Genomic DNA, 20,358 nt, shown 5'->3' on the forward strand with positions numbered 1-20,358 from the left:
GTATGGTTAGCGGCCTTAACGAGACCTTGCCGCTTCCCTGCCCGGGTATTGCCTGCTGTTGCGCCCGGACAGGCAGAAACAATCCGAAACAAAAATCTTCGCCATTTGGCCCGAATCTTGGACAAACAAAGCGCATGGCCAATCCCAACATCCTGGTCGTCGAGGACGACCGCGAAACCCGGACGTTGATTGCAAAGTACCTGCGCAACAACGCCTGCAACGTCACCACCGTGAGCGATGGCCGGGAGATGTCGCGTGCCTTGGCCGATCACAGGGTCGACCTCATCATCCTCGACGTCATGCTGCCCGGCGAGGACGGCCTGAGCCTGTGCCGCAAGGTACGCTCGGAGGCGCAGACGCCGATCATCATGCTGACCGCGCGCGGCGAGGACGTCGATCGCATCGTCGGCCTCGAGATGGGCGCGGACGACTATCTGCCAAAGCCGTTCAACCCGCGCGAGCTGCTCGCACGCATCAACGCGGTGCTGCGCCGCCAGGTCGCGGCCCAGGCGGCAAGCTCGATCGAGGGCGCCTCCACGCTCGTCTTCGAAGGCTGGCGCATCGATCTGCGCCTGCGCGAATTGCGCAATCCGGAAGGCGCGCGCGTCGCGGTGACCAGCGCCGAGTTCGATCTGCTGCGGACGTTCTGCGAACGGCCCGGCCGCGTGCTGTCGCGCGACAGCCTGCTCGACCTCACGCAAGGGCGCAACACCGGCTCGTTCGAGCGCTCGATCGACGTACTGGTCAGCCGCATCCGCCGCAAGATCGAGCCCAATCCGGCCGATCCCTCCATCATCAAGACGGTGCGCTCCGGCGGCTATCTGTTCACGCCTAGAACCGAAGCGGCCGGGACTGAAGCAGCTGGCAATGAAGCGGTCGCGGCGACCCTGAGCAGTTAGTGGAGCGGTCGTCATGACGCCGTTCCGCTTCTTCCACCTCAAAAGCATCGGCGGACAGATCGCCGCGCTGGTGGTGGCGTCGATCGTCGCGCTGCATCTGATCCTCACCGCCAGCTTCCTGATCAGCCGGCCGGACCGGGCCGAGCCACCGCCCGACGCCGCCCATCAGCTCGCGGACGCGGCCCTGCTGCTCAACGGCGCGGATGCGCGCGAGCGGCCGCGCATCCTCGCCAATATCGTGCGTGCGTTTCCGAATGCCGGCATCGAGCTCCTCGCGCCGGGAACCTTCTCCGTCGCCGAGGACAGCGGTGGCCCGCATCTGCGCAACGTGCGCCGGCATCTCGGCCATCAGTACAAGGTGATCGCGCTGGCCCCGAATTTCGGCGTGCACCGCGTCGCGGTCGAGCTTCCCGACGGCAGCGTGATCGCAGGCCGCGTCGAGCAGAGCCCGCATCCGCCGCGGTTCTGGGGCGGCCCCTGGATGATGACGCTGCTGTTCGCGCTGATCAGCGTCACGATGCTCGGCCTGTGGGCGGCCTACGCGCTGGCCGCGCCGCTGTCCTCGTTTGCCAGGGCCGCCGAGAATTTCAGCCTGGACGGGACGGCCGATCCGCTGCCCGAGCGCGGCCCGGAGGAGATCCGCTCGGTCGCGCGCGCGCTCAACCGCATGCATGAGCGGATCGCGCGGCTGATGTCGGATCGCACCCGGATGCTGGCGGCGATCAGCCACGACCTGCGAACGCCGATCACCCGGCTGCGCCTGCGCGCCGAATTCATCGAGGACGAGGGCAACCGAAGGCGGATGCTGATCGATCTCGACCAGATGCGCTCGATGCTGGAGTCCGTGTTGTCGCTGCTGCGCAACGACCGCAAGATCGAGGCGGTGACGCTGGTCGACATCGCGAGCACGCTCCAGGTCATTGCCGACCAGTTCGGCGACATGGGTCATGCCGTGCACTATGACGGCCCCGCTTCGGCGACGGCCGCCGCGCGGCCCGACGATCTGCACCGCGGCGTCACCAACCTCGTCGAGAACGCGGTGCGCTTCGGCGCCGAAGTGACGATCCGCCTCGACGTATCAGGCACCAGGCTCGTCATCGACGTCGAGGACGACGGCCCCGGCATCTCGGATGCGCGCAAGCAGGAGATGCTGGAGCCGTTCGCGCGCGGCGACGACGCGCGCACCATGGACGAGCACACCGGCTTCGGGCTCGGCCTGTCGATCGCGCGCGCGATCGCGATCGCTCACGGCGGCGAATTGTCGTTGCACGACCGCGCGCCGCACGGGCTGATCGTACGGATACAATTGCCGGTGTGGCAGCAGCCGCGGCGGGCGGCGTAGGCACGCCTCAGGCGGCGAGCGGCGGATGCTCGATCGGGTGCTCCTCGAAGATCGCCACCGCCTCGAAGCGGTAGCCGCAGGCGTGGCATTTCCAGAGATAGGAAACGCGGCCTTCGCCCGGCTCGATCCAGTCCGGAGACGGGATCGGTGCCCCACATTGCGCACAGGGGTTCTGCTTGGGGATGTCGCCGATGTTTGCTCGGGTCATGGACGTCCTCCCGAATGCTGGTTTTGAATAGCGATTTTTGGGCGAATGCGCCAATGGACAGACCTGCTGTCGCGTAACGCACATCGCCAGCTGCAATCCTAACCTGGGTTTGAGTCGTAAAAACGACGGCCCGGCGAAAATCGCCGCTGGCGGCGTTTCGCCACATCATCGCCGTGTTCCCGCGGCCTAACGCGCAAGGTGCAGGTTCGTTCTGCCGAGGAATAATTCAATGAAAATTTTGTGTATTGCACTGCTCGCTGCGGCCGGACTGATGTTGTCGCCGGCCGCATTCGCGGGCGAAGCCGAATATGCCGAGATGGTCGCGGCCCATGCCCGCGCCAACGGCGTGCCGGAAGCGCTGGTGCATCGCGTCATCATGCGCGAGAGCCGCTATCAGCCCGGCCTGATCGGCCGCGGCGGCACCATCGGCCTGATGCAGATCAAACTCGCGACCGCCCGCGGGGTCGGCTACACCGGCGACGCCGCCGGCCTGCGCGATCCCAACACCAACCTCACTTACGCCGTCAAATACCTCGCCGGGGCCTATCGCGCCGCCAACGGCGACCACGCCCGAGCCGTGCGTTATTTCGCGGGCGGCTATTACTACGTTGCAAAGCGACAGCGTCAGGAGGCCGTACAGGTCGCCAATATGGGCGACACTTGGCTCGAGCCGAACGGCAATCCGCAACCGATGTTCGGGACGGCACCGCATAAGAAGCTGGCCCAGCGCGTCAGCAATGCGCGGGCGCAGGTTCCTCACTAACCTCAGTCATTCCGGGGCAGTCCGCAGGACTGAACCCGGAATCTCGAGATTCCGGGTTCGATGCTTCGCACCGCCCCGGAATGACAGCCTTGTTGCTAACGCGTTGACCACCCCGTCCCGCTGGCATACATTAGAGCTGTTCCGAGGGGTGCTCCGAGGAGGAGCTGAGATACCGCTAAATGGGCAAGCCTGCACTTCAGCAAGCCGGCCCAGGACCGCGGTGACCCTTTGAACCTGATCCGGGTCATGCCGGCGAAGGGACAGGGATGTTGCAGACCACCAAGCGACCGGATTCCCCGGTATCCATCATCGGCGCAGGCATTGCAGGTGCGTGGCAGGCGCTGTTGTTCGCGCAGGCCGGCCATGCCGTGACGCTACACGAGCGCGGTGACGCCGCGATGACCGATTCCACCAGCCATTGGGCCGGCGGGATGCTCGCGCCCTGGTGCGAGGCGGAGGTCGCCGAACCCATCATCTCCAGGCTCGGCCAGCGCTCCCTGGACATCTGGCGGCGCGAGCTGCCGGACACCCCCTTCAACGGCTCGCTCGTCGTCGCCCACCCGCGCGAGCGCAACGATTTCGAGCGTTTTGCGCGGATGACCGAAGGTCACCGCCGGCTCGATGCAGCCGGCCTCGCCGAGCTCGAACCGTCGCTGGCGGGCCGCTTCCGCGACGCGCTGTTCTTCCCGACCGAGGGCCATGTCGAGCCGCGCCGCGTGCTGCCGAAGCTGCACGAGCGCATCCGTGCCGCCGGCGGCACCATCAAGTTTGATAGCGACGTCTCCGTCAAAGACCTCGATGGCATCGTGATCGACTGCCGCGGCCTTGGCGCGCGCGACGAGCAGCCGGAGCTACGCGGCGTCAAGGGCGAGATGATCCTGATCGAGACCGGCGAGGTGCGGCTGGCACGCCCGGTGCGGCTGATCCATCCGCGCTGGCCGCTTTACGTGATCCCGCGCGAGGACAATCTGTTCATGCTGGGCGCGACCTCGATCGAGGCCGAGGACACCGGCGTCAGCGTGCGCTCCGCGCTGGAGCTGCTGGGTGCGGCCTATGCCGTGCATCCGGCCTTCGGCGAGGCGCGGATCGTCGAATTCGGCTCGGGCTTGCGCCCCGCTTTCCCCGACAATCTGCCGCGCATCGGCATTCGTGGCGAGAGGATCGCCGTCAACGGCCTCTACCGCCACGGCTTCCTGATCGCGCCGGCACTCGCCGAGCTGACGCTGCAATACGTCCAGCGCGGCCAGATCGACAATGAGGTGATGCAATGCGCGTGATCGTCCAATGCTTGTGATCGTAAACGGGGAGCAACGCGAGGTGAACTCGGCCAGCGTGGACGCGCTGCTCAGCGAGCTCGACTACGAGGGCACCCATTTCGCCATCGCGCTGAACTACGACGTCGTGCCGAAAAGCCGCTGGGCCGAGACGGCACTGAAAGCCGGCGACGAGATCGAGATCATCACGCCGCGGCAGGGAGGGTGAGGGAATGACACTCCATTCATCGCCTCGGCGCGCGCCCCACATTCCGCTGTCATCGCCCGGCTTGACCGGGCGATCCAGTACGCCGTGGCTTCTCGCTTCCAGCCGCGCGGCCGCGGCGTACTGGATCCCCGCTTTCGCGGGGATGACAGGGTCAATTAAGGAGACACCTCCCACATGGTGACCTTCTACGGCAAATCCTTCCCCTCCCGTCTGCTGATCGGCAGCGCGCTGTATCCCTCGCCCGCGATCATGCAGGCGGCGATCCGTGCCTCCGGCTCGAACATCGTCACGGTGTCGCTGCGCCGCGAAGCCGCCGGCGGCAAGACCGGGGACGCGTTCTGGAATCTGATCCGTGAGCTCGACGTCAGCGTGCTGCCGAACACCGCCGGCTGCCGCAGCGTGCGCGAAGCCGTGACCACCGCAAAACTCGCGCGCGAGCTGTTCGGCACGTCCTGGATCAAGCTGGAAGTGATCGCCGACAACGATACGCTGCAGCCCGACGTCGTCGGCCTGGTCGAAGCCGCCACCATCCTGATCAAGGACGGCTTCGAAGTGTTTCCCTATTGCACCGAGGACCTCTCGGTCGCGAACCGCCTGGTCGATGCCGGCTGCAAGGTCGTCATGCCCTGGGCCGCGCCGATCGGCTCGGCCCGCGGCATCACCAACCGCGACGCGCTGAAACTGCTGCGCGAGCGGCTTCCCGACATCACGCTGGTGGTCGATGCCGGCATCGGCGCGCCGTCGCATGCGGCCGAGGCGCTCGAGCTCGGCTACGACGCCGTGCTGCTCAACACGGCCATCGCAAAAGCCGCCGATCCCGTCGCGATGGCCAATGCCTTCCGTCTCGGCTGTGATGCCGGCCGCACCGCCTACGAAGCCGGGCTGATGAATGCCCGCGACTTCGCCTCCCCCTCCACCCCTGTCGTTGGGACCCCGTTCTGGCATGCCGTATCCTGATCGTTTCTATCCCGTCGTCGACAGCCTCAAATGGGTCGAACGCCTGACCAGGCTCGGCGTCGGCACCATCCAGCTGCGCGCGAAAGACCTCAACGACGCCGACGCGCTCCAGATCGTCACCGACGCGCTGGCGATCACCGAGGGCACGCAGGCCAAGCTGGTCGTGAACGACTACTGGCGCGCGGCTGTCGTCGCCGGCGCAAAATATCTGCATCTCGGCCAGGAGGATCTGGCCGACGCGGACCTCAACGCCATCCGCGAGGCCGGCCTGTCGCTCGGCATCTCCACCCATGACGACGCGGAGCTTGAGACCGCGCTCGCCGCGGACCCCGACTACGTCGCGCTGGGTCCGATCTTCTTCACCACGCTGAAGTCGATGCGCTTCGAACCGCAGGGCATTCCGAAGATCACGGAATGGAAGAAGCGGATCGGCAGCATCCCGCTGGTCGCGATCGGCGGCATCAAGTTCGAGCATGCCGCGGAGATCTTTGCCGCCGGCGCCGATTCCATCGCCGTCGTCAGCGACGTCACCCAAAACGCCGACCCGGATGCGCGGGTGCGGCAGTGGCTCGACCAATCCAAGGAGGCGGCATGATGATGCTCCTCGTTCTCTCTTCATCCCGTCACCCTGAGGTGGCCGCGTCAGCGGCCCTCGAAGGGCGACGGCCCGGCTCGTTCATCCTTCGAGGCGCGCAAGTGCGCGCACCTCAGGATGACGAGAACAACAGCATGCACACGAATTAAACCGGAGGATCCCATGAACATCCGCTCCAACCCCGAAAAGACCGTCCCCGCCGTCACCACCGGCCCGCTGCCATCGTCGCGAAAGATCTTCGCGTCTCCGGACGCTGCGCCCGACATCCGCGTGCCGCTGCGCGAGATCATCCTCTCGGAAGGCGCCGGCGAGCCGAACCTGCCGGTCTACGACACCTCGGGCCCCTACACCGATCCGTCCGTGACGATCGACGTCAACGCCGGCCTCGCCCGCGGCCGCAAGCAATGGGTGCTGGAGCGCGGCGGCGTCGAAGAATATGACGGGCGCCAGATCAAGCCGGAGGACAATGGCAGCGTCTCCACCGACAAGGCCGCGCGCGCCTTCTCGGCCTATCACAAGCCGCTGCGCGGCCTCGACGGCCACAAGATCACGCAGCTCGAATTCGCCCGCGCCGGCATCATCACCAAGGAGATGATCTACGTCGCCGCGCGCGAAAATCTCGGCCGCAAGCAGCAGCTCGATCGCGCGGAAGCAGCCCTCGCCGACGGCGAAAGCTTCGGTGCTTCCGTGCCCGCCTTCATTACGCCGGAGTTCGTGCGCTCAGAGATCGCGCGGGGCCGCGCCATCATCCCCTCCAACATCAACCACTCCGAGCTCGAGCCGATGATCATCGGCCGCAACTTCCTGACCAAGATCAACGCCAATATCGGCAACTCGGCCGTGACCTCGTCGGTCGAGGAAGAGGTCGAGAAGATGGTGTGGGCGATCCGCTGGGGCGCCGACACCGTGATGGACCTCTCGACGGGCCGCAACATCCACACCACCCGCGAATGGATTTTGCGCAACGCGCCGGTGCCGATCGGCACCGTTCCGATTTACCAGGCGCTGGAGAAGTGCAACGGCGATCCCGTCAAGCTGACCTGGGAGCTCTACAAGGACACGCTGATCGAGCAGTGCGAGCAGGGCGTCGACTACTTCACGATCCACGCCGGCGTTCGCCTGTCCTACATTCACCTCACCGCCAACCGCGTCACCGGCATCGTCTCGCGCGGCGGCTCGATCATGGCGAAGTGGTGCCTGGCGCATCATAAGGAGAGCTTCCTCTACACGCATTTCGACGAGATCTGCGACCTCATGCGCAAGTATGACGTCTCGTTCTCGCTCGGCGACGGCCTGCGTCCCGGCTCGATCGCGGACGCCAACGATCGCGCGCAGTTCGCCGAACTGGAGACGCTCGGCGAGCTGACCAAGATCGCGTGGGACAAGGGCTGCCAGGTCATGATCGAAGGCCCCGGCCACGTGCCGATGCACAAGATCAAGATCAACATGGACAAGCAGCTCAAGGAGTGCGGCGAGGCGCCGTTCTACACGCTCGGGCCCCTGACCACCGACATCGCGCCGGGCTATGACCACATCACGTCAGGCATCGGTGCCGCCATGATCGGCTGGTTCGGCTGCGCCATGCTCTGCTACGTCACGCCGAAGGAGCATCTCGGCCTGCCCGACCGCAACGACGTCAAGGTCGGCGTCATCACCTACAAGATCGCCGCGCATGCGAGCGATCTCGCCAAGGGCCACCCGGCCGCGCAACTGCGCGACGACGCCCTCTCCCGCGCCCGTTTCGACTTCCGCTGGAGCGACCAGTTCAACCTCGGCCTCGACCCCGACACCGCCAAGAACTTCCACGACGAGACCCTGCCGAAGGAAGCCCACAAGGTCGCGCACTTCTGCTCGATGTGCGGTCCAAAGTTCTGCTCGATGAAGATCACGCAGGACGTGCGGGACTACGCGGCGACGCTGAATGATCCGAACAGCATCGGCATGTCGCTGAACGGTACTGCTGAGGACGGCATGGCGAAGATGAGCGCGAAGTTCAAGGAGATGGGCAGCAGCGTGTATCTCGATGCGGAGAAGGTGAAGGAGAGCAATCGGGTGCTGTGAGCTCACCTGCCATTATGGCGTGATTAGCAAAACCGGGCGAAGCCCGGTTTTTTTGCACTCTTCGGTTGCAGGCGTGATCGACCGGTGGCATCGTCGGGATATTCCAATGCAAGCAGACAACACACAATGGCAAAATTATCCGGCGGTCGGCCAGATTTCCGAGAGTGGGTAGATAAGCAAACGAGCCCGAATTGGCCTTTGATGCCCCTCACCCATATCGCGAAGTCAATCGTAGCAGCTGACATTGCGAAATCAGGCCAAATTGATCTGACGAAATGCGATTTTTTTGAATAGCCACTCGCCTACTTTTTCTATGGGCGCCCAGCTTATCGAATCAGCGGCGACGGCGCGATAAAAGTAGAAGCTGTGTGCCCCTGCTGTTTCATCTTCGATGGGAAGCTCATAGAGAAAGCAAGAGCTATTTTCGCGTTCGATACGGGCGCTTTCTCCAAGAGACTGTACACGCACATTCTGCCGGACGAGATGAACGTCGAGGACTTTAGTTTAGGAACTGACACATCGCGTCCAAACAAACTCATAATGAAATCGTTCGGTTCGCGGCTCGCATATTTTCAAGGCGACATTCATGTATTGCCCAATCCGACTACTTTGGCAAAAGCGTATGAATTTCACGCTCGCTCATATCTAAGTTTACTATCATCTCCAGGCCGCAACGAACCTGACGACCGAATTTGCTCGATTGAGATTATTTTAGCGGAGCAAGTCCCATTAAAGGGCAATCTTCTAGCGATCATTGTGCCGCATACGTTGTGCGAGGATGAAGCTCCTTGGTTGGCGCAACTTCAGGAAGCGGGAGCGATTGTACAACCTTACCCATTCGTTCCGGGCCGCCATCCTGACTACTATCAAGCACAACTCGAAGTAGCTGCAAAGGAATTTTATCAGAAACGGGGGGAGATTTGAGCACAAAACTCCCAGTTAGGTCGACAATGGTGGGATGTCAGACTTTCGGAAACGAGCCGATCGGCTTCGCTCTTCCGATATTCTCTGACCAAGCCGACTCTCCCAAACTAACCATCCAAGAAGTCGACGAAATTACCGGACGCATTGTAAAGTTTCGCCCTCTCGATTATTCGGGCACCTCACTTATGAGCGTTGATGGCCCATCGTTGAGAGTGGGCGACGAACAAATTTATGCTTTTCTTACCGGTGCCGGAAAAATCAACGTCGGCCCACTAGTTTCGCTACGTCCAATCCTTGAGCAATTTGCCGAAGAGAACTTATCTCGTACAGCTCTCATCCTCCAGATTAGGGAATTAATCGGCAACGCAGAGGAGAAGAAGGTCGCGAGAGTTCGGATGCAGAGGCGGATCGCCGAGCAACAGGGACAGTCCGCAGCGAGAAGCTTTTATGAAGGATCAGTCCTTCGAAACGCGATGTGGGCGTGCCTGCTTGCCGCCGCACCAAATGAGAAAATGGCCCGTCGCATACTAGAAGCACGAGCGAGTCTATCCGCCAGCATAACCTCAAATGGAACGATCGCGTTCGACCTATCTGCTCTCACTCAACAAGATCAAGCGGCCATCGACCTCTCAAAGATTCTCGCTAAACTTTTGCTCGAATTTGAGCCAGAACCGAATGCAAGGCCGACGACCCTCTTGTCGGAAGGTAGTTATGGAGCCGATGTCGGACAGAATATCGAAGCTCTGCTGGAGCAAATTTCCCGCACTCGCCGTCAAGAAGAACGCGTTGCACTCCTAATAGCATCGATCCTTGATAACCCCGCCGTGGGAAAGTCTACTCTCTTGCGGTACCAAGGCGATAAAGCCAAATTTGCCGACTGGACCATCCAAGAGATAAGGCGACTTCTGCTAAACACAGAGTGGTCTTCGGATGAACGGATTGTTGCTTCGCTCGTTCCGAAGTTATTTACCCGACAATACCCAATGTCTCGCGGAAACCTCCTGCTCGCACTTGCAAAGCATCTTGGGAAATGGCCAGCAGTCAATGAGGCGATTTGGGCAACCTTAGGAAGAACACAATCGATGTTCGTCGATTGGTACCGAAAAGAAATCGAGGAGGAACTTTCGCGGCAAGCTGCACCTAAACAATTGAAGACCGGATCTTTTATTGGTTGAGCTTCGGACGTGGCAGTATTCGCGGCGGCTCGGCTTCTCTTATCCTGCCATGCGGCGGACTGTAATTTGCCACAAGCTCTCCCCCACCGCCTCCCCGACCAACTCCGTCCCAACCTCCGGCTCGTCTTCGTCGGCACCGCCGCCTCTACGCGCTCGGCTGAACTCGGGCACTACTACGCCCATCCCAGCAACCGCTTCTGGCGCGCGATCCATGAGGCCGGGATCACGCCGCGGCGGTATCAGCCGAACGAATTCACCATGCTGCTCGAGCACGGGATCGGCTTCACCGATCTTTCCAAGTCGGGCGCCGGGATGGATCACCAGATCGCGACTGAAACGATCGACGTGCCGGGGTTCAGGGCCAAGATCGAAAAGTATCGGCCGCGGACGATTGCGTTCACGAGCAAGAAGGCGGCGAGCTTGTTTTATCGCAGGCCGTCGAGCGGGATCGCGCTGGGGCGACAGCCGCGCGATGCAGGTTTGCCGGAGATATTCGTGCTGCCCTCGCCGTCCGGTGCTGCATCCGGGCATTGGACGCTGGAGCCGTGGCGCGAGTTAGCGGCGTGGATCGCTGCGTAGGTGGGCAACGGCGCCCTTGCGCCGTGCCCACCAACTCTCCACAAATCCGGTAGAACGGTGGGCACGGCGCGCGAAGAGCGCGCCTTTGCCCACCCTACAAGAGCATGCGCCCTAAAGATCGAAATTGGTCGGCAGCATGACCACGTCGCGAATGGTCATGCCGCGCGGCCGGGTCAACATGAACATCACCACTTCAGCCACGTCGCTGGCCTCCAGCAGGCTGCCCGTTTCCCTGGCTTCCTTCAGCTTCTCGGGCGGCCAGTCCGCGAGCAGTGAGGTGACGACCGGGCCGGGCGAGATCGAGCCCACGCGAATGCCGTGCTTGAAGACCTGGCGCCGCACCGTCTGGACGAAGCAGTTGATCGCCCATTTGGACGACGCATAGACCGGCTCCCAGGGCGTCGGAAAATGCGCCGCCAGCGAACTCGTGACGATGATGTCGCCGCTCCGGCGCGCGATCATGTGCGGCAGAACGTCGTGCACGTTCTTCATCACGACGTTGACATTCAGGTTCAGCATCCGGTCGATGGCCGTATTGTCGGCATCGACCAGATCACCACCGACATAGGTGCCCGCATTCGCATGCAGGATGTCGAGCTGGCCCGCCTGCTCCAGGACGCGCGGCAGCAGCGTCGCGCAGTCTCTTGGATCGAGTAGATCGACGACCAGCGGGATCACGGCGTCGCCATGCTTGTTGCCGAGCGCCGTCAGCGCGGCCTCGTCGCGGTCGACCATCACCACGCGCGCGCCCGCGGCCAGCATTGCTTCAGTGCTCGCCAACCCGATGCCCGACGCGGCCCCGGTCACGGCAGCGACCTTGCCTTCCAATTCGTTTCCCATGGGGTCACCATCCTGCTGATGGTCGGCAGTATAGCAACGCAAGGCGAATTGGCGATGCGGATCGCTTGCTTCGCAGGGTGGGCAAAGGCGCTCTTGCGCCGTGCGCACCATCTCTCCACAAATCCGGAAGAACGGTGGGCACGGCGCGCGAAGAGCGCGCCTTTGCCCACCCTACGGCGCCGTCTGTCCCTCACCCCGCATACGCCCTGTCCAGATCCGCAATCACGATCTTCCGCATCTGCAGCATGGCCTGCATGACGCGGTTCGCTCTGGTGCGGTCGGGATCGCCGAGGTAGCGGCCGAGCGCTGACGGAATCACCTGCCAGGACAGTCCAAACTTGTCCTTGAGCCAGCCGCAGCGGGATTCCTCGCCGCCGTCGGCGGTGAGGCGGCTCCAGAAGTAGTCGACCTCGGCTTGCGTCTCCACGCTGATGAAGAACGAGACCGCCTCGGTGAAGCGGTATTGCGGCCCACCGTTGAGTGCGTGGAAGCGCTGGCCTTCGAGTTCGAACACCGCCATGGAATCGCTGACGGTCTCGACTTTTGCGTTGGGGAATACCGCCTTGTAGAAGGCGACGGCTTCCGGAACGTTGTTGGCGAACCAGAGGAACGGCGTGATTGACGTCATGAAATTGTATCCTTTTCGTCTTGGACCGGACGCGCGACCATCGCTGCAAGGACGAGCGGCGGAACGCTGTTCCGACACGGGCGCAGGACTTTTTGCGGCGTCCCTGTCGGAACCCGAGCCGGCCATTCGTCCTTTGATTGCAACCCCGATCACTCCCGGAGCCGCCAGATGCCCACCATCACAGCCTTTGAAAACTCACCCGACCGCGGCAAGGGGCAGGCGCGCGACATGCGGGTTCGCTGGGCGCTCGAGGAAGTGGGCCAGCCCTACGGCGTCCGCCTCGTCTCGTTCGCGGCGATGAAGGACCCCGCCCATCTTGCGCTGCATCCGTTCGGGCAGATTCCGACCTATGAGGACGGCGACCTCGCCTTGTTCGAGTCGGGCGCGATCGTGCTCCATATCGCCGAACGCCATGATGGATTGCTGCCAAAGGATGCGAATGCGAGGAGCCGCGCGATCGCATGGATGTTGGCCGCGCTCAACACGCTGGAGCCGCCGATCGTCGAGTTCGGGATGACGATGCTGTTTGAGCGCGACAAGAGCTGGTACGAGGAGCGCCTGCCGATCCTGAAGGATCGCGTCCGTATCAGGCTCGGCGAATTGTCCCGTCGCCTCGGCGGGACCGAGTGGCTCGACGGCGCGTTCAGCGCCGGCGATCTCATGATGGTGACGGTGCTGCGCCGGTTGAACGCGTCTCGCCTGCTGGAGGAGTATCCCGACCTCTCCGCCTATGTCGCCCGCGGCGAAGCGCGGCCTGCGTTCCGGCGGGCGTTCGATGCGCAGCTGGCGGCGTTCACCGCCGCATCGACCGGCAGATAGAGGCCGCGCCTCTCACCGAAGCCGGTACATCACTCCGATCCCATATGTCGCACGGGTGACGCCAGGCGTCCTCCGATCGAATGACGCTGCGCACAATGCGCAAGGACTGTTGCCAGCCCGTCGCTCCGGCGATACGACTCGAGGTGGAAGAGCCTGATATCAACCGGCCCGCATCATCCCAGGAAGGCACTGCCATGAGCGACGATCTCTCCGGCGTCTGGGATGGCAGCTACATTCAACCGGGCACCGGAATGGTCACCTTCACCGCAACTCTGGTCGAAACCGGCGGCGCGCTCAGCGGAAGCGTGACCGAGCCCTGCTCGAATCCGCGTTGCCCGCTGCGAACCCACAACGCCTCGATCGTGGGCCACCGCTCCGGCAATGCGCTCTCGTTCGTGAAACGCTACGAGCCGCCCGGCTACGGCTACGACGCGGTCCATTACGAAGGCACGGTGAACGCCGAGGCGACCGAGATCGACGGGCGCTGGCGGCTGCCTGGCTCTTCCGGCGCGTTCCTGATGATCCGCGCCAGCAAGGCCGCGCAAGCGGCCACAACGGAGCAACACGCCAAGGTGCCATCGCGCTGAAGGGAACAACCATGCTGACGCTCTATTCCTATCCGGAACTGTTCGGCGTCGCCGACAACAACGGCTACGGCCTCAAGGTCTACGCGTTCCTGAAGCTCGCAGGCGTGCCGTTCGTGCACGAGCATCTCTTCGATGCCTCTGCTGCGCCGCGCGGGCAGCTGCCTTACGTCGTCGACGACGGCGAGACCATCGGCGACAGCGAGACCATCATTGCGCATGCGATCGCCAAATATCGCCTGACCATCGATGCCGCGCTGTCGCAGGACGCGCGGCGAACCAATCATTTCATCACCCGCATGCTGGACGATCTCTACTGGGTGATGTCGTATTCGCGCTGGAAGGACGACCGCTTCTATCCGGCATTCCGCGACGCCTTCATCGCGCAGCATCCGCAACTCACTACCGAGGGACTGGAGAAGGCGAAGGCCTACAACGCGCAGCGCTATTATTTCCAGGGCATCGGCCGCTATACGCCCGAGCCGGCTTACGCGCGGGGGCTGGCCGATCTGGAAGTGCTGGCGGAGATCGTTCCCGCCGCGGGCTTCGTCCACGGCGCGGCGCCGACCAGCTGTGATGCCGGCATCTACGGCTTCATCGCCAACATCTATTATTTTCCGATCCCGACGCCGCTGAAGGCCTTCGTCGATGCGCACAAGAATCTCGTCGCGCATTGCGAGCGGATTCATGCGGCGGTGAGTGGAAAGTAGTTCATTCCGTCATTGCGAGCGCAGCGAAGCAATCCAGACGGTTACCGCGGACGAATTCCGGATTGCTTCGCTTTGCTCGCAATGACGGCGTTGATGCCTCGCGTCCTACCGCATCGTGATCGCGAGCCCGCTCAGATCCGCATTCGCCATCAAGCCGGTCTGGTAGCCCGACAGCTCAAGCACCGCGCCCTTCTGGTTGGTCAGCACGATGGCGCGGGCGCCACGGCCGACGGCAAGGCCGGCACCGGCCGCACCATAGACGCCGGCGACGTCGGAGGGGCGGTTGATGTTGGAGACGCGGCCACGCAGCACGGTCTTGGAGCCGCCGAAGACGAGGCCGTAGTCGAGCCCGCCGGTCGAGAGCCCATAGGAGCGGCCGCGGAAGTTCAGCACGCCCGAGCCCCCCGAACCGCCGATGATCCAGCCCGCCTTGTAGATCGTCAGCACCACTGTGCCGCCGTCGGCCATCGCCGAGGTCGAAAGGCCGGCCAGAGCGGCAATGGCGACCAGCGCGGCGCGGAAGGTGGTAGCGAGCTTCATGGGGCGTCTCCGGGGACTATTTTCAATGGAGGATTCGAATCAGATGCAGCGAATGTATCCGATGGATCGCGGCGGCAACATGATGGAGCGATATGGGGCGCGAGATGCAGCAGCGCGTTCAACCGTCATCGCCCGGCACGACCGGGCGATCCAGTACTCCGAGACGGCAATCAGATGCGGAGAAGCCGCGGCGTACTGGATGCCCGCCTGCCGCCTAGGCTGAAGCTTCGGCGCCCCTAGACTGAAGCCCCGGCGAAGCCTTGGCGTAGCCGGGTCGCGGGGCATGACGGCGCAGTTTGTGGGGCCGCCCACCGACACCACCGCCATGATGCCATCCTGCCCCTGTTTTGCCCGACGGAGCAAGTGAATTGTTCGGCTATACCGAATTTGAAACGCTGACGATTTCTACTGTGCATGGGGTTGTTTTCGCGTTTTTTGTTTTGCCCGCCTTCCCCAATGCCGATTGCAACTCCCCCGCATGTCGCTACGCTCGTGCGGGCGACGCGACCGTTCCATCCGAGGTGATCCCATGTCGATCCAGCATTTCGCACCCCCACCGCACGTCAAGGCGCCGCCGCTGTCCTTTGCCACGCGCGTCGGCGATCTCCTGTTCGTCTCAGGCATTCCCGGCTTCGACGGCAATGGCGCGCTGCCGGACGGCTTCGAGGCGCAGTTCGCCAACGTCGCCATCAACATCAAGCGCGTGCTGGACGAAGCCGGTGCGACGGTCCGCGATCTCGTCAAGGTCAACGTGCTGCTCACGCGCGCTTCCGACGTCGCCGCGATGAATGCACTCTATGCCGGCGCGTTCGGCCCGCCGCCCTACCCGGCGCGCACCACCTGCGTGGTGCAGGCCCTGCCCGACCCGAAAATGCTGATCGAGATCGAGGCGGTTGCATCACTGGCGAAATGAGCCACGATTAGCGCATATGTCTTGGCGCAAGTGTCTTGGCGCATGTGTCTTGCCGGGCACTCGGTCGAACCAAGTGCACGGCTCGATCTGACATATCCGTGAAACGGCCGCCCCTCGGCTTGCCAGGGACCTGCTTTTAACGCACGAATTTTCGGGTCACACTTCCCCACAAGGAGATTTTTCATGCGTCGCGTTCTCGCCCTCTGTGCCGTTGCCGGCATCGCCTCTTCCGTGTTTGCCGTGCCGGCGTCGGCAGCAGCCGGCTATTACGTGATCCGCTGGGACAACACCGGCATCTGCCAAGTCTGGAACGAGGAGCTGAAGTACAAGCCGTTCCAGTGGGGCGCGTCGACCTACAAGGTCGTCAGCAAGCCGGTCCCGACCTTCACCGCGGCTTCGGATCTCCAGATCAAGCTGCGCTCGGAGCGCCGCTGCACGCTCTGAGCGTCACCGACGAATTTGATTTTGAGGGCGGGCCGCGCGAGCGACCCGCCCTTTTCCTTTGCAGCCGCGCGCTCGCTTTTGGGGCTCAAATGACGGATTTCCTGCGCGCACGCTTTGAACCTGATCCGCCGACGGAACTACTCACATCTTGTCCGGGGCGCATCCCCAAAAGCGCTCCACACAACCCCTCCCTTCATTGTCGGGAGGCGCATCACATCTTTCATTTGAGGAGCTGATCATGCGTCGTATTTCCGTGCTGTGCGCTGCTGCCGGTCTTGCCGTCACTGCCTTCGTCGCCGCGAGCCCTGCCGAAGCCAGCTATCACCTGATCCGCTGGCAGGACACCGGCTTCTGCCAGATCTGGGACGAGAGCATCCCGACCGCGCCGTGGCCCTCCGGCTACGCCCGCGTCAGCACGACCGTGCCGACCTTCGTCGACGCACTCGTGCTGAAGGATCACGCGTTGAGGAACGGTCACTGCAGCTGGTAAAGCTTCGATCGGCGGACGGCAAGGGTCGGGCAAGGATGCGATGCCAGCATCCTTGCCCGATCGCTTTTTACCTCGCGACTTCGGAGCAGGACGATGCACCGGCCAACGACAGCAGCAGTTCTCGCCGCATCGCTCCTGCTCGCCGCAACGGCGCGGGCCCAGGCCCCACAATCCTTCCGCGTGATCTCGCCGATCTTCGGCCAGCTCGTCAGCTTCGCGATGCCTTCGGACTTCGTCGCGGTGTTCGAGAACACCAAGGGCGGCCACTACATCCGCGAGGCCGTGCTCAAGGGCGAGACGCCCGAGCGCTGGACGCAGATGATCACCGTGACAGGCGAGAAGGGCATGACGCTGACGCCAGGCGCCTCGCCCGAGAGATTCGCGGGCACCATCGCCGGCGGCTTCAAAACGGCCTGCCCTGACAGTTTTGCGGCGCAGCCGCTGGGCGCCATGACATTCGGCCGCGTCGAAGGTTTTGTCGCGGTGATCGGCTGCGGCCGCGTCGATAGCGGCCCGACCCGCCACAGCGAGACCATGCTCCTCATCACGCTGAAGGGCATCACCGACTACTACACCATCCAATGGGCCGAGCGCGGCCCGGAGAGCGACGAGCCGCCGGTCAACGACGAGCGCTGGCAGACGCGCTTGCGCGATCTCGGCCCGATCGATCTCTGCCCGATCGTAGCAGGGGAAGCCGCGCCCTATCCGAGCTGCGTGGACAAGAGCTGAGCGCGCTCACGCGTCCTTGTGCGCGCCGGGATGAATCAGGATGTCGCGCGCGGCGGCGAGGTCGATGAAGGCTTGCGCGCTGCCGCCCTGGTCGGGATGCTTGCCCTTGGCGGCGCGGCGGTAGGCCTGGTTGATGTCGTCGCAGGTGAGCTGCACGGCGAGCGGAAGGCCGAGCATCCTGCGGGCACGATCTTCGCTGGAGAGCTGCTTCGGCATGGCGTTGCGACGGCCGAAGCGCGGCGCAGTGAGATCATGGACGACCTCGAGGATCACGCCGACGCGGCGCTGGGCCGCCAGCGTGACGCTGTGATCGTCATTGTCCGCGGCCTGGCGCAGCACCGGAAGCGCCTGCTCGGCCGCCTGGCGCAGCGTGGCATCCGTGCTCATGCGCACGATCTCGGCGACGAGCCGGCCCGCCTCGGCCCAGTCGGCCGGCTGCGCCGCCCGCAGGCGTTCGAGAGCGAGTTTCCAGGATTCAAGCCGTCCCATCATGCGCGCAACGTTTAGCAATGAAGATCAGTATGCCAAGCCGGCCGTTTCCGACCCCTTAATTTCGAGTTAGCCTTTCATGAAACTTCGAAACGAATCCGGGAGGAAATTGTCATGGCATTGCTCGCAAACCACATCGCCGTCGTCACGGGCGCCGGATCCGGCATCGGCCGGGCGATCGCGGCCGGCTACGCCCGCGAGGGCGCGCAAGTGGTGCTGCTCGACGTCGACGCCGACACGGTCGCGGAGGCCGCGCAGGAGATCCGCAAGGCCGGCGGCAAGGCCGAGAGCTTTGCGCTCGATGTCACCAAGCGTGACGACTGTTTTGCCCTCGCCAGGCAGGTCGCCGACAAGGTCGGGCAGGTCTCGATCCTCGTCAACAATGCCGGCATCACCCGCCGCAACGCCTTCACCGCGGACACGGAGACGGTGGCGAAGGACTGGAACGACATCATCTCGCTCAACCTCAACGGCGTCTTCAACGTGACGCAGGCGTTCCTCGCGCCGCTGCGGGCCGCCAAGGGCCGCATCGTCAACATCGGCTCGATCCAGTCCTTCGTGCATCTGCGCACGCCGAGCTCGGCGGCGTACACGACCTCGAAGCACGGCGTGCTCGGCTTCACCAAGGCACTCGCGGTCGAGCTCGGCAAGGAAGGCGTGCGCGTCAACGCGATCGGGCCGGGCTTCATCGAGACCAACATCAACGCCAACGTGCGCGCGACCAATCCGGCGCTGGTGCAGGCCTTCGTCGATCACACCCCGCTGGCGCGCACCGGCAAGCCCGACGACATCGTGGGCCCGGCGATCTTCCTGGCGTCGGATCTGTCGACCTATGTCACGGGGACGATCGTGATGGTGGACGGCGGATACCGGACGGTGTGAGCGGGGCGGGCGAAATCGGCCCGCATCGCTATGCATCCCGTGCCAATCGCGGCACCTTCGCGGCAATCCCAAGGTCAATTGGTGTGATCGCCCGCGATTAACCTTTGATTAACCAAACCCGCCCACCGTAGATCTACGGCTAGGGGGCCGTTGGTTCTCGATCGCTTCCAAGGATGGAAGCGGGCGTTGATCGGGAGGTGTGTTGATGACCACTGTTCATGTCGCTGCGTCCGATCCGGGCGCGCAATTTCTTGCCCCTAACGAAATCGTTCCGCTGTTGATCGGCGCGACCGTCGACGAGGTCGAGCGCGAACTCGTGCTCCAGACGCTCGCACGCTGCGACGGCAACCGCACGCGCGCATCGCGCGTGCTCGGCCTGTCGGTGCGCACGTTGCGCAACAAGATCAGGATCTATGCGGCGTCCGGCATCGACGTGCCCGCGTATCACGACTAGCACGCGACGTGGGCACGATTGGTGTTGATCAAGCCGGGCGCAAGGCGCCGGTGGAATTGCTGCTGTCGTCAAACGCCGCTAAGTAGCTTGCTTCCTTAGAGGGAGTGGTGGCGTGGCAGACGATCAGGGACGGCAGGGGCCGCGTGGGCGGCAGGGCGAGCCGGGACGGCCGGGACCGCAGGGTCATCCTGGCAAGCGAGGGCCGGACGGTGCGCGTGGCAAGCCAGGACCGCAGGGCAAGCCCGGGGCGGCCGGAAAGGCCGGCGCGCAGGGCAAGGCCGGCTTGCCGGGCAAGCCAGGCGAAGCCGGCGCGCGGGGTGCGGCCGGGCCGCAGGGGCCGGCGGGGCCGCAAGGCCCACGCGGCGAGGCCGGACCGCCCGGCCAGCTGCCGTCGATCGAGCAGGTACTGCCGTGGCTCGATCAACTCTTCGACGCCTGGGACGAGCGCCGCCGCCAGCGCGAGCGTGAAGCCGCCGAGCGCGAGGCGCTGGAAGCCGCCGTGCATGAGGTTGACGAGGCGATCATCGATGACGATGCCGACGACGGCGAAGGCGACGATCACAGGAAGAAGAAGAAAAAGAAGAAGCACGGCCACAAGGACTAGCCGGGCGGAAGTTGCTTCGATGCCCCGGAGGATTCATCCTTGCGCGGCAGCATGCCCATGCGCTCGAACTGCCAGCGCATGGCGCGGTACCAGAGATAGCCGACCAGCGTGCCGAACAGCGTCAGGATGACGAGGTTGACGCTGCTGTAGGAGCCGCTCCACCACATCATCCATGCGGTCCACAGCACGGTGAAGATGACGGCACCTGCTTTGAGAGGAATAAGGGGGCGGCTCATGGTCGTGCTCC

General features: G+C 63.8%; 27 protein-coding genes and 1 riboswitch. Of the genes, 21 read left to right on the top strand and 6 right to left on the bottom strand.

Annotated elements, in window-relative coordinates; all coding sequences use genetic code 11:
- The first annotated feature begins 134 nt into the window (after positions 1-134).
- Both AB7008_RS38675 and AB7008_RS38680 read left to right on the top strand, forming a co-directional pair.
- Positions 135-899 (top strand): response regulator, encoded by a 765-nt coding sequence (locus AB7008_RS38675; protein WP_028156327.1) that lies wholly within the window; start codon positions 135-137, stop codon positions 897-899.
- A 13-nt stretch (positions 900-912) separates the two neighbouring features.
- Positions 913-2,241, top strand: coding sequence for an ATP-binding protein (locus AB7008_RS38680; RefSeq protein ID WP_441260495.1), 1,329 nt, complete (start codon positions 913-915; stop codon positions 2,239-2,241).
- A gap of 7 nt (positions 2,242-2,248) precedes the next feature.
- Here AB7008_RS38680 and AB7008_RS38685 read toward each other — a convergent pair whose 3' ends face one another.
- Positions 2,249-2,449 carry a hypothetical protein gene (locus tag AB7008_RS38685; protein WP_028156325.1) on the bottom strand — a complete coding sequence of 67 codons (201 nt, stop codon included), beginning with the start codon at positions 2,447-2,449 and terminating at the stop codon, positions 2,249-2,251.
- 229 nt (positions 2,450-2,678) lie between these two features.
- Here AB7008_RS38685 and AB7008_RS38690 point away from each other — a divergent pair, with 229 nt between their 5' ends.
- The 9 genes from AB7008_RS38690 (at position 2,679) to AB7008_RS38730 (ending at position 10,985) form a co-directional block, all read left to right on the top strand.
- Positions 2,679-3,212 carry a transglycosylase SLT domain-containing protein gene (locus tag AB7008_RS38690; protein WP_441260496.1) on the top strand — a complete coding sequence of 178 codons (534 nt, stop codon included), beginning with the start codon at positions 2,679-2,681 and terminating at the stop codon, positions 3,210-3,212.
- Between the two features lie 134 nt (positions 3,213-3,346).
- Positions 3,347-3,491: riboswitch (TPP riboswitch) on the top strand.
- Positions 3,479-4,489 carry an FAD-dependent oxidoreductase gene (locus AB7008_RS38695; RefSeq protein WP_441260497.1) on the top strand — a complete coding sequence of 337 codons (1,011 nt, stop codon included), beginning with the start codon at positions 3,479-3,481 and terminating at the stop codon, positions 4,487-4,489. (Overlaps the previous riboswitch by 13 nt.)
- A gap of 7 nt (positions 4,490-4,496) precedes the next feature.
- Complete coding sequence (thiS, locus tag AB7008_RS38700) at positions 4,497-4,694, top strand: sulfur carrier protein ThiS (protein WP_014492903.1); 198 nt, start codon at positions 4,497-4,499, stop codon at positions 4,692-4,694.
- 174 nt (positions 4,695-4,868) lie between these two features.
- The gene (locus AB7008_RS38705) at positions 4,869-5,651 is read left to right on the top strand and encodes a thiazole synthase (RefSeq protein ID WP_135214817.1); all 783 of its coding nucleotides are present in this window, start codon (positions 4,869-4,871) and stop codon (positions 5,649-5,651) included.
- The gene (locus AB7008_RS38710) at positions 5,638-6,246 is read left to right on the top strand and encodes a thiamine phosphate synthase (protein WP_441260498.1); all 609 of its coding nucleotides are present in this window, start codon (positions 5,638-5,640) and stop codon (positions 6,244-6,246) included. The genes AB7008_RS38705 and AB7008_RS38710 overlap by 14 nt, the downstream gene beginning before the upstream one ends.
- A 162-nt stretch (positions 6,247-6,408) precedes the next feature.
- Positions 6,409-8,307 (top strand): phosphomethylpyrimidine synthase ThiC, encoded by a 1,899-nt coding sequence (thiC, locus tag AB7008_RS38715; RefSeq protein ID WP_441260499.1) that lies wholly within the window; start codon positions 6,409-6,411, stop codon positions 8,305-8,307.
- 483 nt (positions 8,308-8,790) lie between these two features.
- Positions 8,791-9,231, top strand: coding sequence for a hypothetical protein (locus AB7008_RS38720; protein ID WP_441260500.1), 441 nt, complete (start codon positions 8,791-8,793; stop codon positions 9,229-9,231).
- On the top strand, positions 9,228-10,406 hold the full coding sequence (locus tag AB7008_RS38725) for a hypothetical protein (protein ID WP_441260501.1): 1,179 nt from the start codon (positions 9,228-9,230) through the stop codon (positions 10,404-10,406). Before AB7008_RS38720 ends, AB7008_RS38725 begins: the two co-directional genes overlap by 4 nt.
- A gap of 66 nt (positions 10,407-10,472) precedes the next feature.
- Positions 10,473-10,985 (top strand): mismatch-specific DNA-glycosylase, encoded by a 513-nt coding sequence (locus AB7008_RS38730; RefSeq protein ID WP_441261276.1) that lies wholly within the window; start codon positions 10,473-10,475, stop codon positions 10,983-10,985.
- Positions 10,986-11,096: 111 nt separating this feature from the next.
- Here the strand turns inward: AB7008_RS38730 and AB7008_RS38735 are convergent, their stop codons facing one another.
- Together AB7008_RS38735 and AB7008_RS38740 are read right to left on the bottom strand one after the other, a co-directional pair.
- Positions 11,097-11,825 carry an SDR family oxidoreductase gene (locus tag AB7008_RS38735; RefSeq protein WP_441260502.1) on the bottom strand — a complete coding sequence of 243 codons (729 nt, stop codon included), beginning with the start codon at positions 11,823-11,825 and terminating at the stop codon, positions 11,097-11,099.
- A gap of 190 nt (positions 11,826-12,015) precedes the next feature.
- Positions 12,016-12,453, bottom strand: a complete 438-nt coding sequence (locus AB7008_RS38740) for a VOC family protein (RefSeq protein ID WP_039153096.1) — start codon at positions 12,451-12,453, stop codon at positions 12,016-12,018.
- A gap of 168 nt (positions 12,454-12,621) precedes the next feature.
- Here AB7008_RS38740 and AB7008_RS38745 point away from each other — a divergent pair, with 168 nt between their 5' ends.
- The 3 genes from AB7008_RS38745 (at position 12,622) to AB7008_RS38755 (ending at position 14,566) form a co-directional block, all read left to right on the top strand.
- The gene (locus AB7008_RS38745) at positions 12,622-13,272 is read left to right on the top strand and encodes a glutathione S-transferase family protein (RefSeq protein ID WP_441260503.1); all 651 of its coding nucleotides are present in this window, start codon (positions 12,622-12,624) and stop codon (positions 13,270-13,272) included.
- A 194-nt stretch (positions 13,273-13,466) separates the two neighbouring features.
- Positions 13,467-13,859 carry a hypothetical protein gene (locus AB7008_RS38750; protein WP_304491124.1) on the top strand — a complete coding sequence of 131 codons (393 nt, stop codon included), beginning with the start codon at positions 13,467-13,469 and terminating at the stop codon, positions 13,857-13,859.
- Positions 13,860-13,870: 11 nt separating this feature from the next.
- On the top strand, positions 13,871-14,566 hold the full coding sequence (locus AB7008_RS38755; RefSeq protein WP_441260504.1) for a glutathione S-transferase family protein: 696 nt from the start codon (positions 13,871-13,873) through the stop codon (positions 14,564-14,566).
- Positions 14,567-14,671: 105 nt separating this feature from the next.
- Here the strand turns inward: AB7008_RS38755 and AB7008_RS38760 are convergent, their stop codons facing one another.
- Entirely contained in the window at positions 14,672-15,106 is a 435-nt protein-coding gene (locus AB7008_RS38760; RefSeq protein WP_028152303.1) for a hypothetical protein, read from the bottom strand.
- 529 nt (positions 15,107-15,635) lie between these two features.
- On the opposite strand from AB7008_RS38760, the gene AB7008_RS38765 reads away from it, so the two are divergent.
- The 4 genes from AB7008_RS38765 (at position 15,636) to AB7008_RS38780 (ending at position 17,682) form a co-directional block, all read left to right on the top strand.
- Entirely contained in the window at positions 15,636-16,019 is a 384-nt protein-coding gene (locus tag AB7008_RS38765) for a RidA family protein (protein ID WP_028156312.1), read from the top strand.
- A gap of 183 nt (positions 16,020-16,202) precedes the next feature.
- On the top strand, positions 16,203-16,463 hold the full coding sequence (locus AB7008_RS38770) for a hypothetical protein (RefSeq protein WP_041953189.1): 261 nt from the start codon (positions 16,203-16,205) through the stop codon (positions 16,461-16,463).
- A gap of 238 nt (positions 16,464-16,701) precedes the next feature.
- Entirely contained in the window at positions 16,702-16,953 is a 252-nt protein-coding gene (locus tag AB7008_RS38775) for a hypothetical protein (RefSeq protein WP_028156310.1), read from the top strand.
- A gap of 93 nt (positions 16,954-17,046) precedes the next feature.
- Positions 17,047-17,682 (top strand): hypothetical protein, encoded by a 636-nt coding sequence (locus AB7008_RS38780; RefSeq protein ID WP_441260505.1) that lies wholly within the window; start codon positions 17,047-17,049, stop codon positions 17,680-17,682.
- A gap of 6 nt (positions 17,683-17,688) precedes the next feature.
- Here the strand turns inward: AB7008_RS38780 and AB7008_RS38785 are convergent, their stop codons facing one another.
- Positions 17,689-18,174: a molecular chaperone DnaJ gene (locus AB7008_RS38785; RefSeq protein WP_038934972.1), complete on the bottom strand. Its 486-nt coding sequence runs from the start codon at positions 18,172-18,174 to the stop codon at positions 17,689-17,691.
- A 111-nt stretch (positions 18,175-18,285) separates the two neighbouring features.
- Between AB7008_RS38785 and AB7008_RS38790 the strand changes: the two genes are divergently transcribed.
- The 3 genes from AB7008_RS38790 (at position 18,286) to AB7008_RS38800 (ending at position 20,111) form a co-directional block, all read left to right on the top strand.
- Positions 18,286-19,053, top strand: a complete 768-nt coding sequence (locus AB7008_RS38790) for an SDR family NAD(P)-dependent oxidoreductase (protein WP_441260506.1) — start codon at positions 18,286-18,288, stop codon at positions 19,051-19,053.
- A 205-nt stretch (positions 19,054-19,258) separates the two neighbouring features.
- On the top strand, positions 19,259-19,507 hold the full coding sequence (locus tag AB7008_RS38795) for a helix-turn-helix domain-containing protein (protein ID WP_014492884.1): 249 nt from the start codon (positions 19,259-19,261) through the stop codon (positions 19,505-19,507).
- 112 nt (positions 19,508-19,619) lie between these two features.
- Positions 19,620-20,111 carry a collagen-like protein gene (locus AB7008_RS38800; RefSeq protein ID WP_441260507.1) on the top strand — a complete coding sequence of 164 codons (492 nt, stop codon included), beginning with the start codon at positions 19,620-19,622 and terminating at the stop codon, positions 20,109-20,111.
- Here AB7008_RS38800 and AB7008_RS38805 read toward each other — a convergent pair.
- Positions 20,108-20,347 (bottom strand): hypothetical protein, encoded by a 240-nt coding sequence (locus AB7008_RS38805; protein ID WP_441260508.1) that lies wholly within the window; start codon positions 20,345-20,347, stop codon positions 20,108-20,110. The genes AB7008_RS38800 and AB7008_RS38805 overlap by 4 nt on opposite strands.
- Positions 20,348-20,358: the final 11 nt, after the last annotated feature.

It is taken from the genome of Bradyrhizobium sp. 521_C7_N1_3 (genome assembly GCF_052075975.1).
Classification (GTDB): Bacteria; Pseudomonadota; Alphaproteobacteria; order Rhizobiales; family Xanthobacteraceae; genus Bradyrhizobium; species Bradyrhizobium japonicum.

Coding starts and splice junctions, on each gene's coding strand:
- AB7008_RS38805 (WP_441260508.1), bottom strand. CDS start 20,347: ATGAGCCGCCCCCTTATTCCTCTCAAAGCAGGTGCCGTCATCTTCACC.
- thiS (WP_014492903.1), top strand. CDS start 4,497: ATGCTTGTGATCGTAAACGGGGAGCAACGCGAGGTGAACTCGGCCAGC.
- AB7008_RS38745 (WP_441260503.1), top strand. CDS start 12,622: ATGCCCACCATCACAGCCTTTGAAAACTCACCCGACCGCGGCAAGGGG.
- AB7008_RS38790 (WP_441260506.1), top strand. CDS start 18,286: ATGGCATTGCTCGCAAACCACATCGCCGTCGTCACGGGCGCCGGATCC.
- AB7008_RS38710 (WP_441260498.1), top strand. CDS start 5,638: ATGCCGTATCCTGATCGTTTCTATCCCGTCGTCGACAGCCTCAAATGG.
- AB7008_RS38765 (WP_028156312.1), top strand. CDS start 15,636: ATGTCGATCCAGCATTTCGCACCCCCACCGCACGTCAAGGCGCCGCCG.
- AB7008_RS38695 (WP_441260497.1), top strand. CDS start 3,479: ATGTTGCAGACCACCAAGCGACCGGATTCCCCGGTATCCATCATCGGC.
- AB7008_RS38760 (WP_028152303.1), bottom strand. CDS start 15,106: ATGAAGCTCGCTACCACCTTCCGCGCCGCGCTGGTCGCCATTGCCGCT.
- AB7008_RS38675 (WP_028156327.1), top strand. CDS start 135: ATGGCCAATCCCAACATCCTGGTCGTCGAGGACGACCGCGAAACCCGG.
- AB7008_RS38705 (WP_135214817.1), top strand. CDS start 4,869: ATGGTGACCTTCTACGGCAAATCCTTCCCCTCCCGTCTGCTGATCGGC.
- AB7008_RS38690 (WP_441260496.1), top strand. CDS start 2,679: ATGAAAATTTTGTGTATTGCACTGCTCGCTGCGGCCGGACTGATGTTG.
- AB7008_RS38770 (WP_041953189.1), top strand. CDS start 16,203: ATGCGTCGCGTTCTCGCCCTCTGTGCCGTTGCCGGCATCGCCTCTTCC.
- AB7008_RS38795 (WP_014492884.1), top strand. CDS start 19,259: ATGACCACTGTTCATGTCGCTGCGTCCGATCCGGGCGCGCAATTTCTT.
- AB7008_RS38775 (WP_028156310.1), top strand. CDS start 16,702: ATGCGTCGTATTTCCGTGCTGTGCGCTGCTGCCGGTCTTGCCGTCACT.
- AB7008_RS38740 (WP_039153096.1), bottom strand. CDS start 12,453: ATGACGTCAATCACGCCGTTCCTCTGGTTCGCCAACAACGTTCCGGAA.
- AB7008_RS38680 (WP_441260495.1), top strand. CDS start 913: ATGACGCCGTTCCGCTTCTTCCACCTCAAAAGCATCGGCGGACAGATC.
- thiC (WP_441260499.1), top strand. CDS start 6,409: ATGAACATCCGCTCCAACCCCGAAAAGACCGTCCCCGCCGTCACCACC.
- AB7008_RS38735 (WP_441260502.1), bottom strand. CDS start 11,825: ATGGGAAACGAATTGGAAGGCAAGGTCGCTGCCGTGACCGGGGCCGCG.
- AB7008_RS38750 (WP_304491124.1), top strand. CDS start 13,467: ATGAGCGACGATCTCTCCGGCGTCTGGGATGGCAGCTACATTCAACCG.
- AB7008_RS38720 (WP_441260500.1), top strand. CDS start 8,791: ATGAACGTCGAGGACTTTAGTTTAGGAACTGACACATCGCGTCCAAAC.
- AB7008_RS38685 (WP_028156325.1), bottom strand. CDS start 2,449: ATGACCCGAGCAAACATCGGCGACATCCCCAAGCAGAACCCCTGTGCG.
- AB7008_RS38785 (WP_038934972.1), bottom strand. CDS start 18,174: ATGATGGGACGGCTTGAATCCTGGAAACTCGCTCTCGAACGCCTGCGG.
- AB7008_RS38755 (WP_441260504.1), top strand. CDS start 13,871: ATGCTGACGCTCTATTCCTATCCGGAACTGTTCGGCGTCGCCGACAAC.
- AB7008_RS38780 (WP_441260505.1), top strand. CDS start 17,047: ATGCACCGGCCAACGACAGCAGCAGTTCTCGCCGCATCGCTCCTGCTC.